The organism is Desulfogranum japonicum DSM 18378 (assembly GCF_000429945.1).
GTDB classification, from domain to species: Bacteria; Desulfobacterota; Desulfobulbia; order Desulfobulbales; family Desulfobulbaceae; genus Desulfogranum; species Desulfogranum japonicum.
The window spans coordinates 1-15,912 of record NZ_AUCV01000056.1; the positions used below are offsets into that span (position 1 = coordinate 1).

The 15,912-nt window shown below is 48.5% G+C and carries 9 protein-coding genes and 2 pseudogenes; 1 reads left to right on the forward strand and 10 read right to left on the reverse strand.

All coding sequences use genetic code 11. The annotated features are described in order from the left end of the window. Nucleotides 1-766: 766 nt before the first annotated feature. The 10 genes and pseudogenes from G493_RS0119705 to G493_RS0119745 all read right to left on the reverse strand — a co-directional run bounded on the left by G493_RS0119705 (nucleotide 767) and on the right by G493_RS0119745 (nucleotide 14,619). Nucleotides 767-2,116 carry a sodium-dependent transporter gene (locus G493_RS0119705; protein ID WP_028581774.1) on the reverse strand — a complete coding sequence of 450 codons (1,350 nt, stop codon included), beginning with the start codon at nucleotides 2,114-2,116 and terminating at the stop codon, nucleotides 767-769. 279 nt (nucleotides 2,117-2,395) lie between these two features. Beyond that, nucleotides 2,396-2,701 (reverse strand): antibiotic biosynthesis monooxygenase family protein, encoded by a 306-nt coding sequence (locus tag G493_RS0119710; RefSeq protein ID WP_028581775.1) that lies wholly within the window; start codon nucleotides 2,699-2,701, stop codon nucleotides 2,396-2,398. 77 nt (nucleotides 2,702-2,778) lie between these two features. After that, nucleotides 2,779-3,585 carry a hypothetical protein gene (locus tag G493_RS0119715; protein WP_035275293.1) on the reverse strand — a complete coding sequence of 269 codons (807 nt, stop codon included), beginning with the start codon at nucleotides 3,583-3,585 and terminating at the stop codon, nucleotides 2,779-2,781. Between the two features lie 197 nt (nucleotides 3,586-3,782). After that, nucleotides 3,783-3,923 (reverse strand): annotated as a pseudogene (locus G493_RS33525) (transposase); the annotation flags it as partial. 94 nt (nucleotides 3,924-4,017) lie between these two features. Next, nucleotides 4,018-4,619, reverse strand: a pseudogene (locus G493_RS34875) (ISNCY family transposase); the annotation flags it as partial. Between the two features lie 297 nt (nucleotides 4,620-4,916). Further along, a complete protein-coding gene (locus tag G493_RS0119725; protein ID WP_028581777.1) occupies nucleotides 4,917-6,569 on the reverse strand; it encodes an ABC1 kinase family protein in 1,653 nt (550 codons plus the stop codon). A 216-nt stretch (nucleotides 6,570-6,785) separates the two neighbouring features. Further along, the gene (locus tag G493_RS0119730) at nucleotides 6,786-7,286 is read right to left on the reverse strand and encodes a hypothetical protein (protein ID WP_028581778.1); all 501 of its coding nucleotides are present in this window, start codon (nucleotides 7,284-7,286) and stop codon (nucleotides 6,786-6,788) included. Nucleotides 7,287-7,713: 427 nt separating this feature from the next. Further along, nucleotides 7,714-9,240, reverse strand: coding sequence for a sigma 54-interacting transcriptional regulator (locus tag G493_RS0119735; protein ID WP_084813678.1), 1,527 nt, complete (start codon nucleotides 9,238-9,240; stop codon nucleotides 7,714-7,716). 246 nt (nucleotides 9,241-9,486) lie between these two features. Continuing rightward, complete coding sequence (locus G493_RS30290; protein ID WP_084813679.1) at nucleotides 9,487-12,579, reverse strand: chemotaxis protein CheB; 3,093 nt, start codon at nucleotides 12,577-12,579, stop codon at nucleotides 9,487-9,489. A gap of 270 nt (nucleotides 12,580-12,849) precedes the next feature. Continuing rightward, nucleotides 12,850-14,619 carry a hybrid sensor histidine kinase/response regulator gene (locus G493_RS0119745; protein WP_028581780.1) on the reverse strand — a complete coding sequence of 590 codons (1,770 nt, stop codon included), beginning with the start codon at nucleotides 14,617-14,619 and terminating at the stop codon, nucleotides 12,850-12,852. A 979-nt stretch (nucleotides 14,620-15,598) separates the two neighbouring features. Here G493_RS0119745 and G493_RS33530 point away from each other — a divergent pair. Beyond that, complete coding sequence (locus G493_RS33530; RefSeq protein ID WP_153306600.1) at nucleotides 15,599-15,769, forward strand: hypothetical protein; 171 nt, start codon at nucleotides 15,599-15,601, stop codon at nucleotides 15,767-15,769. Nucleotides 15,770-15,912: the final 143 nt, after the last annotated feature.

Sequence of the window (15,912 nt, forward strand, 5' to 3'; positions counted from 1 at the left end):
CTAAATTAAGCAGGGTATATTGCTTTACGCCTTTATCTGTCCGCTTGGATTCAACAAGGCGATAGGTATAATACTGCCCACCGTCTTTCCTTCCTTTGATTGTAGTTCTTCGAATATACATGCGTCGCAGCTTGGCATAAAAAAGTCTGCATGTCAAGTCTTTATTATTTTTTATGGCACTACAAGCGATGGTGAATTTCTATGTGGCTGAAATTCTGACGATTTATTTTTTTAGCGCAACGAAAAACTTTCATCAGGGGAGATTTTGAGAATAATTGTCAAAAACTTGGGCTAAAGTGAGGTGGACCAAAAAAGCGGTCCACCTCTGTCATGTATAATCGATATAGGCTTATATAGGCTTGTTCAACTTGGAGAGGGCTGTAGGCCGCCCGCTCATCATTGACACAATATGTTCCTCGTAGCCTGCTAATTTGAATTCCTTGGCGAAAAAGAGCCCCCCCGCCACCAGGCAGAGTAAAAAATACCGTACAAACAGTTAAGCTGTAACCACAAGTGTCACTTGTCACCAATTTATGGTGGTATTCCCTTAACCAAAGGGTGTCTGTCACTCATCCCCGACGATGAGATCGCCTATCGGAGTCTTCGCTTACCTGCAAAAACCGCGCTTGCACAAATCTGAAGCACCTGCGACCAGTTACGACTCATAAACAGTTAAAATATCAATATTGTTAACCCAGCAATCAGTTACTAAAATTTCTCTTAACTACAAATTTGTTCAAAGAACAACTGGCCTGCTGGTAGCAATTTACAATTTAATGATGCCCACCTTGGTCAAAAAGATTACCAGAACCGCAACAGGAGCAATGTAGCGGATGGTAAAGTACCAGATACTAAATATCTTCAGATAGTTTTGCCCATCTTCGCTGATCTCCGCTTTGGCAATACGTTTATCGAGAACATAACCGGTATAGATAGCAATCAACATACCACCGATGGGCAGCATAAAATTGGAGGCAATGTAGTCCAAGGAGTCGAGGATTTCCATACCGTTAATCAATTTAATCTTTCCTAGCACTGAGTAAGACAACGCAGAGGGAATGCCAGCAATATAGACAGCCAAGGTCATCAGAACGGTGGCCTTTTTCCTGTCATAGCGTCTTTCGTCTATCATGAAGGCGGTAAGTACTTCCAAAAGGGAGATGGCAGAAGACAGGGCGGCAAAGGCCATCAGGATAAAGAACAGTACGGCAAGAATATGACCCAGAGGAATGGTGGCAAACACCTGGGGAAGGGTTTTGAAAATGAGGCCGGGACCGGCTCCAGGTTCCATACCCACGGAGAAAACAATGGGAAAAATGGCGAGACCAGCCACGATGGCCACTAAGGTGTCGAGCACAGCGATACGGATTGACACCGGCCAAATGGGTTCGTTTTTATCCATATAGCTGGCGTAGGTGATCATGGCACCCATAGCCAGACTGAGGGTGAAAAAAGAGTGCCCCATGGCCTCGAGCACACTGCTGACTGTCAGTTTGCTGAAATCCGGAGCCAGCATGAATTGTATCCCGGCCCAGGCTCCGTCGGTGGTCATGGCGTAGACCGCCAGCAGAAGCAGAATGACAAAAAGGCCGGGCATCAAGATCCTGTTCCATCGTTCAATTCCCTCTTTGACACCACCAATTACTGCCAGCAGGCAGAACGCCATAAATGCAGTCAGGCAGCATACCTGACGTATCGGGTCTTTTACCAGGCTACCGAACATGGCAGCTATGGCCTCCGGTTCCTGGCCGGAAAAGGCTCCGGTCAATGATTTCAGGAGATAGTCAAGGGTCCAGCCAGCAACAACCCCATAGTAGGAGAGGATGACAAAGGCGACTGAAAGATTTAACCAGCCAATAACCTGCCAGAACGGGGTTTTCGGAGTAAGTTTTCGAAAAGAGCCGACAACATCTTGCTGAGAATGGCGGCCAATGGCAAACTCTGCCATCAAAATGGGCAGGCCGCAAAATAGAATAGCTACAAGATAAACGAGAACGAAGGCTCCACCACCGTTCATACCGGTAATGAAAGGAAACTTCCATATATTCCCTAATCCAACGGCTGAACCTACAGCCGCCAGAATAAATCCTAATCTACCACTCCAATGGTTACGCATAACTCCTCCCTTTAATCGTATTAGCGAAAAAATCCGCTTATGATAGAGGGGGAATTCTCTATGTCAATAAAAAAAAGGGGGGCCAATTAAAAGGCATTTGCCAAGACCAATATACTGTAGCTGATCACAAGACTTCACAAAGTCTCCCGCTGGTCGCTTATCTCTTCGCACGATCGCGGTTTCCCGCATAGATAGCCTATCGGAGTCTTCGCTTACCTGCCAAAACCGCACTTGCACACATCTGAAGCATCTGTGACCAGTTACATCTTGCCTTATTCGTTACATATTCTCGCGGACTTCATAGAGGTTCACATGGCGATCAGGGTTTAATTTGTATTTCTCGTCCTCCGGGTACAGCCTGGCTACACTGATGTCTTCACCGGCAAACGCTTTGATGCACTCAAGATTTTCCCAATAGGTCAGCAAGGTGATCTCAGCATTATCACCTAAATCCCGAGTGAGAATTTGTGCCCCAAGAAAACCTTTGGTGCCTGATGTGTCCCTTATACCTGTTTCATAGAGGTAAGCAATAAAGCCTTCTTCATGCTCTTTAGGGCAAGTAGCTTTCCATTCCCTTGCTATCATAAACACTCCATTTCACGCCATTGTTATAACATTTACATTCAGCGGGACCGTAGGCGATTCGCTGGAGTAAATGATGGTTATGCATCTTTTAATTTGTCGATATAAGCTTCCAACATATCTTCAACAGTATAATTGAAAGTTTTTCTGAAGTGACTTTTAAATTGCGCCCCTTGCTGTAGACCTTTTAACAAGAATATGAATTCTTGGGGATATGTATTTGCCAAGTAATTCACAAACATTCCGCTTTGGCTGTAAAACATCCTGGGGCCAATTGGAACAGTTGACTGAAGGGATCTGTTCAATAATGAGCCGGTTTCTTCCGGTAGAAAATACTTGCCTTCAACAAACATTGTTACGGTTTCTTTTTCAAAATTTCTGGGTGCACCACCACCGTCAGAAACATATATGGCCAGGCCTTCCCGGAACCATCTAGGGAGAGAACGGTTAAAAGTTATTACACCCATAGTTTGAGACAACTGCACGTGCGACAACTCATGTGCAAGCATGCCATACACTTCATCTGGCAACTTCAACATCAAACCAGACAAGTAGATTTCATTCCCAACTGAAGCTCCTCTTGCTTTTCCAGATACCCCCGAAAACTTGGCGAAAGTTTCAGGGCTTGCAAAGGCGTAAACTATAACAGGTTCTTTATAAGTTCCATATTGCTCGCTTTCAACAACTTGTATCGCGTTGTTAAGATGCTGAGCTATTTCATGTGCTAATTTTTCAGCGCCGTTCTCATATAAGATCCTGCTATCAGAGGCAGAGACGTTGAAATCGGTCGTCCAACGGGCCACACGACTTTCTATAAGGCTACATCCTCCCAGAGAAAGAAAAACTGCAATAAGTACTACAATTATTGTCAACAGTAACTTTTTCATCTCGTTAAACTCGTTCAGGGCATAATCACGGTGCTGACCACCGCCGTGGACAGCACCAGGAGTCTGTCGGGTTCAAAAATCCTATAAGCACGGAATAACCACACAGATGATCAAAATCATCTTTTTTCGACTACTGTTATCAAGTTGTCGTCTGAAATTTTTCTTAAAAGTCGATTTCAGATGTTCTTTGACATCGTTTATCCATTTAATGAAAACATCCGTTTCAAATTCCAGGCAATAGATACAAGTGTCCATTCGCCAGTTACGGTTTCATAGCCACTGAGGGGAAATTGCCGGAATCCCATGACATGCTTAATGATGCCAACAGCAGGTACAACTATACTTTATCGTTTCCCACATAGATAGCCTACCGGGGTCTTCGCTGACCTGCGAAAAACAGCGCTTGCCTGTGATCAGTTACGGCAGAAGGTATTGTTTTTGTTTGCTTTGCCGCCAGCCTGTGAGGCCTGAAATGGCACAAAGAGCTGCGACCAAGCTGATAGCCTTCCTCATTGCATCAAAAAGCAGATTAATATCTGTAGGATAATGGACGTTTGTCTCAACTACGAAAGAATCACACCTACCTTTCAGCTCGCCGTTTTCTTCCTCTTTTTTTTTACGATGTTGTGCCCAACTTCTACAACGACAATATTAATTGCGTTCAGAATATCGGGGGTGAGAAGCGATACATTATCTTTGATGGTCTGTAATTTATATTCATGATCGTCGCCCCAGGAACTGTGCCCGAGCATAAGCCGTATTGTTTTGTGATTATTCGCCATTTCGACAAGACGATCATAATCCCAATTCAAATTTAACCGAAGTACTCCCAAAACCAATATTCTCCATAGCTCCATTCCGGGACGGCCGTTCTTCTTATCCGTATTAGGCTGGATTCGATGTTCTAATATTTCGAACACTTTCTGACGAAGATCGGCTGTAGTGTAGATGTATTAAAGCCCCAAAAGCAAGGGTGGTATGTCATCACGAGATTTGAGATCAATTTTGACTTCAGCGATAGGAGTTTCACCTATTCTTCATTGAGGATGTTTTGTTTGTCTCATGCTATGGTTCAGATTGAAGATTTTGGTACACAGCCTGTTTTTTGTCGCAGACAATCGAATGAATTTTACACAAATTCTATATTTTCGGCATGTTAACGTAGTGCGTCGGCATTTGTCAAAATGAATATAGCTTGTAATACAAATATCTTCGCCTACTCACATATAAGTTATCTATCTGTATCTGCTATATAAATAGATTTTCGTTCAGGCACTAAATATGAAGATTGTAGCTTAGCCATCCCGCAATTTAAGGTTTTTACCAACTTTTCAATATTTTCTTTTGCGGATGATGTTGATCAGCAACCACACACCGAGCACTCCGGAAAACAGATAGCCGATGACGCCCAGGGCCGGAAAACCGAACAACAGAGGCTTGACGCCGGTGGTGATGATCAAAGAGGAGCCGACGATCATGGCCGCGATGATGATGCCGAATGTCACGCGGCTGGCCACATTTTCGAGGGTATGGATAAGTCCGGAAAGGTTTTCGTGTCGAAATCCCAGTGTCAGTTCATTGCGGTCGGCCTTACCCAGCAAGCTCTCCAGGCGACTCGGAATCTCTTTTTGCAAACTGAACAGTTGAGCAAGAGCAAACCTTAGCTTGCGCAGCACCGATTCGGCGGTGTACCGCTGGGCTGCCAGTTGGGTTATTTGCATCTTGGCCTCTGCAACTACATCCAGCTCAGGGTAAATACACCGTGCTGTGCCTTCAGCAGCCAGCAACGCTTTGATCATGATCACCATGTCCAAGGGCAGTCGAAGGCGATAGGTCCGTAAAAGATCCGTAACCGCCATGAGCAGCTGACCGATGTTCATGTCCTGGATGGGGACTGCGTAGTGGAGGTCCAGGATTTCAAGCAGTTCTCGCTCCAGTGCTCTTTGGTCGATGGCCGCTTCGGCATGACCGATACGCAAAAGCTCGTGGACTATGGCCTCACCATCTTTGTCCAAAATTGCCTGTAAAAAACCGATGAGCTGGTAGCGGTCACGTTCCGACAACCGGCCCGTCATGCCCCAATCAATCAAACACATGCGGCCTTCCGGCATGATCAGGATATTGCCGGGGTGCGGGTCGGCATGAAAAAAGCCGTGTTTGAGGATTTGATTGATGGCAGCCACAAGACCCTGTCTTGCCATCAATTCTGGATCGGCGATGGTTTCGCGCATAAAATCTTTCAGTTTCGCGCCCTCGATGAATTCCATCACCAGCAGGTACGCCGAGCAATACGCTTCATAAACCTCCGGTATATAGACATCGGCCTCTTCACCCGCATGGGTGCGCGCGACCTTCATGTGGCGTGCTTCGCTTCTAAAATCGAGCTCGCGTAGCAGTTTTTTTTTAATCAAGCGAACGAGATTGGGAAGATCGAAACCGCGGAGCTCCTCGACGCGCTCGTGAAGCTGTTCGGCCAGGATGGCCAAAATATCCAGATCGGCGCGCATCTTGGCCAGAATACCCGGACGTTGGACTTTGACCGCTGCGATACGCCCATCTGCTGCCAAAACGCCGCGATGGACCTGGGAGATCGAAGCCGCCGCCACCGGCATCACATCAAAAACGGCAAAGGTCTCCTTAAGCGGCTTACCGGTGCTCTGCTCGATCGCCGCATTAATCTGCGACATGTCCACGGGCGCCACGTCATCTTGAAGTTTGCTGAGTTCGGTAATCAACCCCGGCGGCACCAAGTCCGGCCGCAGACTCGCCATCTGCCCGAACTTTACAAAGGTCGGTCCCAGCTCTTCGCAGGCGTATCGAATTCTTTCAAAGGTGTCTAGCGGATGGTCGATTGGACTTTTTTTCCGCATGAACTTAGTCCCAGGAATATTGAGACGATCTACCAGATCGTCAAATCCGTATCTCAGCAGGACCATAATGATGTCTTTGAAACGTCCCAAGCTCGTTAATGTCTTCCAATCCATTGAACTTTTTTTTACTCTTCGTGCATTTTTTGCACCTTTTATCGAACTCGGATTTTACTTCGTTAAAGATTATACATCCTCACACATCATATCGCAGCCGACAGTATCCAGCTCAGCAGAATCAAGATCTTTTCGGAAAATGCCAGGGAAGGGAAAGCGCCCACACGATAACCACAACCTGAATGATATCCATGAAATTTGGAGTGTTCTGTATACTCAGTTTCTTTTGGCTTCCAGATTTATCATTTTCATCTGTATCAAGTGTGAAATCATCTTTTGCTCGAACCGCCCGCGCGCCTCAGAGATTTCTTTCTGAAAACCCAGCGCTGTGACGATGTCCGGCTGCCTTTTGACAAGCTCGGCTTTCAGATAAAGCTCCTTTTCGTAAATCGTCTGTCGCAGCGTTTCAGTGGATTTAATAAATGACTCTTGCTCGGCATTGAGCTTTTTAATCGTGACATCGCTTAAATGCCTATCATATCCCGGATACTTGTTGGATCCGCCCGACATCCCGGTTTCACGAAAACCGTATCGCATCATGGCCCGACCGTATGCCAAAATTTCATCCGGGTCTTGCCCCATCATTCCATAGCCGCCATATCCCTCCTCGTAGCCTCCGGACCTCATCTTTTCCTGACCTAAGGCAGTCGAAGCCAACATACAGAGCACAACCATTGCCAGGATTAGCGACAGGTTGTAAATTCTTTTTAAGCACATAACATTATCTCCTTGTCGGATATTGGGCGTTAAGCACGCTTATAGCCTGATTCAGGCACCATTCTCTGCGTCGCTCCCCGCCTTCGGCAACGGCGCGGCGTCGGGATTCAGTGTGCTGATATGCACTCACGATTCAATCTTCATGCCAGCTTTTAAACACCCGCCAATTTGGCTTCATTACTCTGATTTATCAGGATGAAACGGCAGAACGAAAAGCACGGGGAACCACTGGCGGCAACAATTAATAGATCATATGCTGCCAGTGGCCAGATATGGTCCTTTTTGCGTTTTTATGTTCTTAGGTGTTCGGTTCCTCCATACCATCGTTCCCAAATCGTGTCTTCACTTCAACCCAATGTTTGCTATGGTCATCGACAAAGAGAATTCCGGTTTCATCCTGCACATTGCCATCGACCATAGCCGCGGTTTATGGGTGAGGCTTGACGATATTGAGTTTGGCCATGCGGGCCCGTAAAGTACTGCGATTAAGACCGAGGATTTCCGAAGCGCTGTTTTTACCGCTCACCTTCCAGCCGGTCTGCTCCAGGGTGTGGAGAATATGTCTTCTCTCGACGGCCTTGAGTGTTTCCTGTGCGGAAGAGGCAGCAGGCGTCTTTTTCCGTAGTTCATCGGCGAGTCGCAGCTGGGAGCCGGGTGAATTGATCACAGCCCGCTCAAGAACATTTTCCAGCTCCCGAATATTGCCGGGCCAGGAGTAACCCTGTAACACATCAACGACGGCCTTGGATGCCTGGGGAACCCCCCTGCCCATTCGCTTGCAAATTTTCTTGATAAAGAAACCGGCAAGCATGGGAATGTCATCAAGACGGTCGCGTAGTGGCGGCACGGTGATTGGAAAGACGTTCAAGCGGTACCAGAGATCCTCGCGGAACCCTCCCGTTCGAACCTCGTCTTCCAGGTTTCGATTGGTGGCGGCAAGAATTCTGGTGTTCACTTTTATGGTCCTGGCGCTCCCGAGTCGTTCAAATTCGCCGTCTTGAATCACTTTCAGTAGCTTCGCCTGCAAATCGATGGGCAACTCGCCGATCTCATCGAGAAAGATGGTTGCGCCGTCGGCAATTTCAAACCGTCCCAGCTGCCTGGTGTGCGAACCGGTGAAGGCTCCTTTTTCGTGGCCGAACAGTTCACTCTCGATCAGGTTTGCCGGCAAGGTGGCACAATTGACCTTGATCAGGGTCTTGTTTTTTCGCAGACTCAGGCGATGAACGGCGTGGGCGACCAACTCCTTACCAGTGCCGGTTTCTCCCAGAATCAGCACGGTGGTATCGCTTGAGGCAATCTGTTCTATTTTGTGGAGGACATATTTGATGGCATTGCTTTCTCCGACAATCTTTTCATGATTGTACTTAATCTTGATCTCTTCCTGGAGAAAGGTCCGTTCCGCTTCGAGCTGATCTTTCAGCTTTTTAATTTCGTCATAGGCTGCTTCGATTGCATCTTTTTTTCTTTCCGCTTCCTCCTTTGCGGCAATAAGTTCGACGGTGCGTTTTCCGACAAGTTCTTCAATTTTCCTCTGATCCTCCGCTTTTTGAGTGACATCTTCGATGGCCAGCAGGATCAACTGGGTCTGCTCCGACCTGCGGTATAGCCGCCTGGCGTTCAGCAGCATTATTCTATGACCGATGCCCTCAAAGAATTGCTCCACCTCCAGATCATTGAATTCGGATTTTTTCGGCAAAATGTCTTCGAGAAGTTTCCTCAGCTCGGGAATATCCCACTGACGGTTACCGATCTCGTAGATCAGCCGTCCTTCCGTTTCGGCGGGTTTGACTTCGAAGGTAGTATAAAAGGGACGATTGGCTTTTATCACCTTCAACTCGGAATCGAGCACAATCAATGGTTCACGAAGGGAGTCCAGAATGGTGTAGCACACCTTGACGAGCGTCTGCAGGCTGTACTCTTCGTTTTCTGTAGCCATTATCGAATTTTTCATCGGTGATGCATTCACTGCAAGAGGCCCCCTGTCTGGTTTCAGTATGGGAACTCTCTGGTAATCAGATGGCTCCCCCTGGTTTTTTAAATAGATTGTACCGGGAACTTCCGTTTAAAGCTTATCACACTTTCTTGGATTATTAAATCTCGTTATAATTTTATCTCCCTCTTTTGAGAACTTACCAAAACTAAACCGCTGGGTTTTGATACAGGTGGAACAATGGCGATCAGCAACAGCATCGTAATGTCAGTTTTTTTCGGCTCTGCTCCGCTCCTGTGTGGCAATAGCGTATATTGTTCCCTCATCATCAAGCAGGGCCGTGGCGGTAATCGTCACCCCCAGGACCGTCCCGTCTTTATGGAGCCGCTTACTGTCATAGGGCGCGATGCTTTTCGCCATGCTCAGCTCCTGAGCCTTGGCCAACGCCTCGTGGCGTAACTCCCCAGGAATCATATCATGGATATTCATTGTCAGTGCTTCGGATCTGGTCCACCCGTATATCCTTTCGGCGCCTGGGTTCCAGCTTATTATACGGCCTTTGAGGTCCTGGATGATCACGGCATCATCTTCTTCCCGACCAGCTACACTCAGACGAAACAAGGTATTGGTCTGGTGAAGCATTTTTTTGATTTTTTTGGCCTCCGATATGTCGATAAAGGTGATTACCGCACCTTCAATGACGTTTTCGAGGGTGCGGTAAGGCTGAATACGCAAGGTGTACCACTTGCCGGCTCTAGTATTCACATCAATCTCTCTGGCGATCAGGGTAACCAGAACGGTTGTAACATCTGAGACCAGCTGGTCATATTCCACCAGATTGGAGACGATATGGCTGACAGGACGTCCGATATCACTCGGTATGAGATGAATGATTTCGGTGGCCGCGGGGGTAAAGCGCAGAATATGCAGGTCATGATCGACGAAGACGGTGGCAATGCCGGTACCGGCGAGAAGGTTGTTCATGTCGTTGTTGACGCGTGACAGATCGGCGACCTTGGTCTGCAATTCGGTATTGACCGTCGTCAGTTCCTCGTTGATTGACTGCATCTCTTCCTTGGAAGTCTCCAGCTCTTCGTTGGTGGACTGCAGTTCTTCATTGACGGACTGCATCTCCTCGTTGGTGGACCGCAGTTCCTCGTTGGCGGTTTGCAGATACTCTTCCTTGGCCCAGAGTTCCTGCCGAAGCGCTGCGATAAGGGCGTTTGCCTTTCTGGTCGCCAAATTATCCTCATCCTTTTCGCCGATATCCGCAGCGGTATCCTCATCATTTGCATTCCGGCCGGCCATGCCAGAACCTGACGAACGAGTTCTATCTTCAATGACAACCAGGAAAAGAGACACTTCCACGGAGGTGGAGGGCGCCGCTCCCGGGTCCTGTATTTCAGGACGAGGCGCCAGCGGACAAACACTCAGATTGGCCGGGGTGAATTCGCTGTTGGTTTTGACCAGTATACCGGTCCGGTGCACCGGCTCTTTGGTCGCGACCGCCTGCCGCAAGGCTGAAACCAGTTCAGCTCGCAATCCTTCCCGGGCCATTTTGAGGATATTATTGACTCCGGTTTCACCGGGAGTCGGTTCAAGAAACATGCCGGCCCGGCCATGGAGATAGAGGATGTCCCCATGACTGTCGATCAGCGCGCCTATCGGTGCAACCTGGCGCAGCAGAGCCTGTTCAGTCAGTACGCGCAGCGACATTTTTCCCGGTATGGCAGCAAAGGTTGTCAGGCCTGGCTGCACTGTATGAAACGTTTTGGCGGGAGACACGAATCGGCCCAGAATCTGTCGCTGCGGGACGGTGGAATCCTCTTTGCAGGTGTAAATCTTCATTTTCCTGTCAAGGGTTGCAAACAGATCACCATATTCACCAACGGTTTCCGAAGTACCCAGGAAGAGATGGCCACCTGGATTGAGAGCATAATGGAAAAGTGGAATAAGCCTTTTTTGCAGCTCAGCGCTCAAATATATGAGGAGATTCCGGCAACTGATCAGATCTATTCGAGAAAATGGCGGATCTTTGATGACATCCTGCTCGGAAAAAATCAGCATTTCACGGATCCGTTTATCGATTCGGTAGAGACTGCTCTCTGCTTCGGAGGTAAAGTACCTGGCCAATCGCTGCGGTGAGATGTCGGTGGCGATACCGGCGGGATAAAGCCCGGCTCTGGCGGTTTCTATCGCCCGGCTGTCGATATCCGTTGCGAAAACCTGGACCGTAAACTTCCTGCTCAAGGTTTCCATATGCTCGTGGAGAAGAATTGCCAGCGAATAGGCCTCTTCGCCAGTGGCGCAGCCCATGGACCAGACCCGGATGACGCTTCCACCCGGCTTACCTGAAAAGAGTGCGGGAACAACCTTTTTTTCCAGCATTGCAAAGGCCTCCGGATCCCTGAAGAAGCTGGTCACGCCGATCAGCAGATCACGAAAAAGGGCTTCAATCTCGGCAGCGTTCTGCTGGAGAACGGTGATATATTCGTCGATGGATCCAATCTGGCGGATCGCCTGTCGCCGTTCGATGCGGCGACAAATGGTTTTTGACTTGTATTGGCTGAAATCGTGACCGGTCTGGTTCCGCAGCAGGACAAAGATTTTTTTTAGACGGCTCTCATCACATGGATCCGCTCCGGCCCCAGGCTGGTATTGGTTATCGAAGGTTTGAGCAACATAGGCCAGGAGCTTGGCCGGCATCTCTTCCGGCGCCAATTGGTAATCAACCAGCCCCGTGTCGATGGCGCTGCGAGGCATGCCGTCAAAGTTGGCGGACTTGGGGTCCTGAGCCATGACTATACCTCCTTCAGCTTTGACGGCCCGCATACCCTGGATACCGTCGCTGCCGGTACCGGAGAGAATGATGCAAATTGCCCGACCATGCAGGTCCTGCGCCAACGAGGAAAAGAAAAAATCAATGGGAAAACGGTGGCCCCGAGGAGCCTCAGGCTCGTAAAGCCGGAGTGAGTCGCCGCATAAGGCCATATCTTTATTCGGCGGGATGATATAGACATTGTTGACCTCTATCTTCATCCCATCCGTAACCTCGAAGACGTCCATTGGGGTATAGCGCTTGATCAATTCGGTGAGAATACTCCGGTGATCCGGTGCCAGGTGCTGGACAAGAACAAAGGCCATTCCGGGAGGAGTATCTACCGGCATACCTGAGAAAAAAGATTCGAAAGCGGCCAGCCCGCCGGCCGAGGCGCCGATGCCGACAACCGGGAAATCGACGTCTTCCACAGCTTTGGAGCGATTTTGCCTTTTCCCTTCCGTTTGAGTATGTTTTTTCTTTACCCGGCTGCCGGCTTTCGATACCGTATTGTCGCTGTATTTGCTGTTTCCGCTTGTCATGACGGTCTCCATTCTGTATTAACCGGTCAACACACTGCAACCGTAGCCGTTATTTCGAGTGAGTAGAGCATTTCTCACGTGACCATAGCAGTACCGGGACGAAAAATCCATCGATTAGTACTATTTAGACAAAGACATGGCGATTCATGAAAGCCGCTGCGAATACCAATAGCCCTAAATGCTATCGAGGGCGAGTAGTCCCTGCTCGCTTTTGAGAGCTCACCCCGAATTCGCGCCCCTTTTCCTGCTGCTCACGGTCTCCCTGACTTCCTACTGCAACTCCCCAAAACCATAGGGGTTTCCTAGAAATGACTGAGGCAACGCAACATGATCACCGGCCATGGCCCGGTCCTGGCTATAACCGCTGGAAAGAATAAATACTATGCCAGGATCGAGTCGCCGCAGAGCGGCAAGTGTTTGCCAGCCATCCATGCCCGGCATGATGAAATCACAGAGGACGCAGTCTATGGTTACAGGGTGTTGCTTGAATATCTCAACGGCCTCTTCACCGTCGGCGGCGACGAGGACCTTGCAACCGACACGGTGAAGTGCTGCCTCGGCAATGAGACGAAGTGTCGGTTCGTCATTAACGACCAGAATAGTGGCTTCCTCCGCGCTTCCACCAGTGCGGGAAACTCTTTTCTCAGGAAACACGGCAGAGCTGCTCGCCCATTTCTCTCTATAAACAGGAAGAAATACTTTAAAAACACTTCCTTTATCTTTTTTGCCGACAACCGTGACCCCCCCGTTATGAGAACGGACAATCCCAATAACCAGCGGAAGGCCCAGTCCACGACCGACAAATTTGCTACTGTAAAAAGGATCGAAGATCCGGTCAATTTCCGTCGCATCGAGACCACAACCGGTATCGGCTACCTCCAGACAAGCGTATACACTTTCACATACCTGCCAATCCACGGGGAAGCGGTGGGTTTCAGGTATATCCACCGATTTTACTGCTTCTATCCGCACCTCAACCGTACCTTCGCTTCCTCGCTGGCTCTCCCAGGCGTTGGTCACCAGGTTGTCCACAACCTGCCCGATCTGACCGGCGTTGGCGTTGATGATGAGGCCGTCGGTGGGAAGATCGGCAGCCAGGCTGGTGGTTTTAGGAATGAAAGGACGAAGTGTCTCCAGAACATCGCGGCAGGTCGCAGCAAGGTCAACAGGTTCATGAGATGAGTTGGTCTGGCCGAGGTAGGTTAGCATGGAGCCGCTCATTTCCGCGGCTTTTTTGGCCCCATCTATGGCCGATAGAATAAATTCACGGCTTTCCGTGTCTCTGGGAAGATATTTGACAGCTAGGTCAAGGTTTCCCATGACAATGGTGAGTTGATTGTTGAAGTAATGGGCGATGGCCCCGGCCATGCATTCGAGACTTTCAGTCTTCTGCTGTTGTCGGCTTCGGCTTTCCAGGTGTCGCGCTTCCTCTGCCAACCTCATTCCCCTGTCTATATCGCTCAGCATGATCCAACATGTCGGGGGCCCCGGCCCGTTCTCACCGACTGGAACAGTCTCCAGGCGGGCCCAGAATGACTGGTGATTATTTCGCAACATTAGCAACTTACAACTCCGCCGCTCATTCGTTTCCAAGATCGCCGCCCGATGATGGTGATAGACATCCTGGTCATCGGGAAAAATGAACCTCGTTATTGGCTGGCCAACCACTGTCCCTCCCTCGACTCCCAGAAGGGCGGCTGCGGTCAGGTTCGCCTCGACTATCAGCCCCGCTGCATCGATCGTCAAATAGCCCACGGGGGCGAAATTATACAGATTTTTATAGCGATTCCGCGATTCCTCAAGTTCCTCCTGGAATCGTCGCAACTCCTCGTTTTGAATCTCCAATTCAACCTGGTGAACCCGAAGTTCACGGAGCAGTCGACGTGAACTCTCAAGATCTAATGGTGCAGGCAACAATTTTTCCCACTCAAAAAGCCTGGCTTCCGCCTGTTGTCGAAGTTGCCGCTCCGGGCTTGTCAACTTTTCCCTGGAGGAAGTGTTGTGATGACCGCTTTGCTTTCCGTATGGTTTTGTCGGCATGCCCTCTCCTTATCTAAGCTTTTTATTTACGTGGTGAGATCACCTAAAAAGCACCTTGTTTACTGATGATGCTGTTATCTGATAAGCAAAGGAGGCTCCATTTTTCCAATAAATTTTATGTCTTCCATTGAGCGTATGATTTTTCTTGTGAATACATGGTTGAAACAACGATATCCGTTTAACCATTTTGACTCTCGGAGAAGTAGGGGGGAAACCGGCCTGGAGCCTGTAACCATCAGTATAGTGGGTATGCCTGCAACGCGTGCTGCCGGCGTCTGGTGATTTCTCTCGCGGACGGCTAACCGTTCTTGTCCCCGTGTTTTTTTGGCATGACAAAGTGGTCATATATGGTCGAATGGTGACATCTAACCATTTTCACGCCCCTCGGTTCTCGTCTCAAGAGTCCTGTTGCTGGCGATTTGTCATCCAATAATATAATCAGGCAGTTGTGTCAAAGATTTCAACGACATTGGGTATGAAGATTGCTTTGTAAGTATTGACCAACTTAAAAGAGACGGCTTGAACGAACGCTGTGTCAGTGTGCGTCGTAGCTGTCCTACGATTACCAGAATCAGTACCGCCCATTGAAGGAACATTTGTTGGTGCGCAAAATTCGAGCCTTGATGTGCGGGGGTGAGTCTATTATCCCTAAGCCTGCCGAAGAGCAACAATTCTATATTGCGAGCATTGATTTCGTTAAAACAACGAGAAGATTAAAAAAGAGCTTTCTCAGACAGACTCCGGGCACCTCCTTCCCGATAGCCATATTTGGTCTATTGGTTAAGTATAACCGATTATTTCCCTCCGTTGATCAAGCCCCCGCTCTAACACTAGCGCTTTCACCTCAACAATAATCAAACAAAATCAAACTGTTACACTTCAGCAGACAGAGATCTCCGAGACTGGCGTGAAGCTTGCTTCGTAGAAGAACAAACAGAAGAAAATTCAATTCTGCGCTTCACATTTCAGGAGATCATATATGCGTGCAAAAGAAACATTTAAAAAGAAAATCAAAACTAAACTCAGAGGAATCCAGGGCAAGCTGCTAGAGTTGCAGACGAAGGCCAAACAAACGAAAGCCCCACTTCGCACCAAATATATCAAGCATCTCAAAAGCATTGAACGACAGGCAGAGGACACCACATTCTAGCTACGTCTTCTGGTGTTGAAAGAGTAGAAGTTGTTAAAACATTACGAAAAAATTCAAACATGTGAGGAAACCTACTCATAAAGAATCTAACACATTTTAATTGCCGATCGTGCTGTCTTCAATTCGATAGATGTCGGAACATG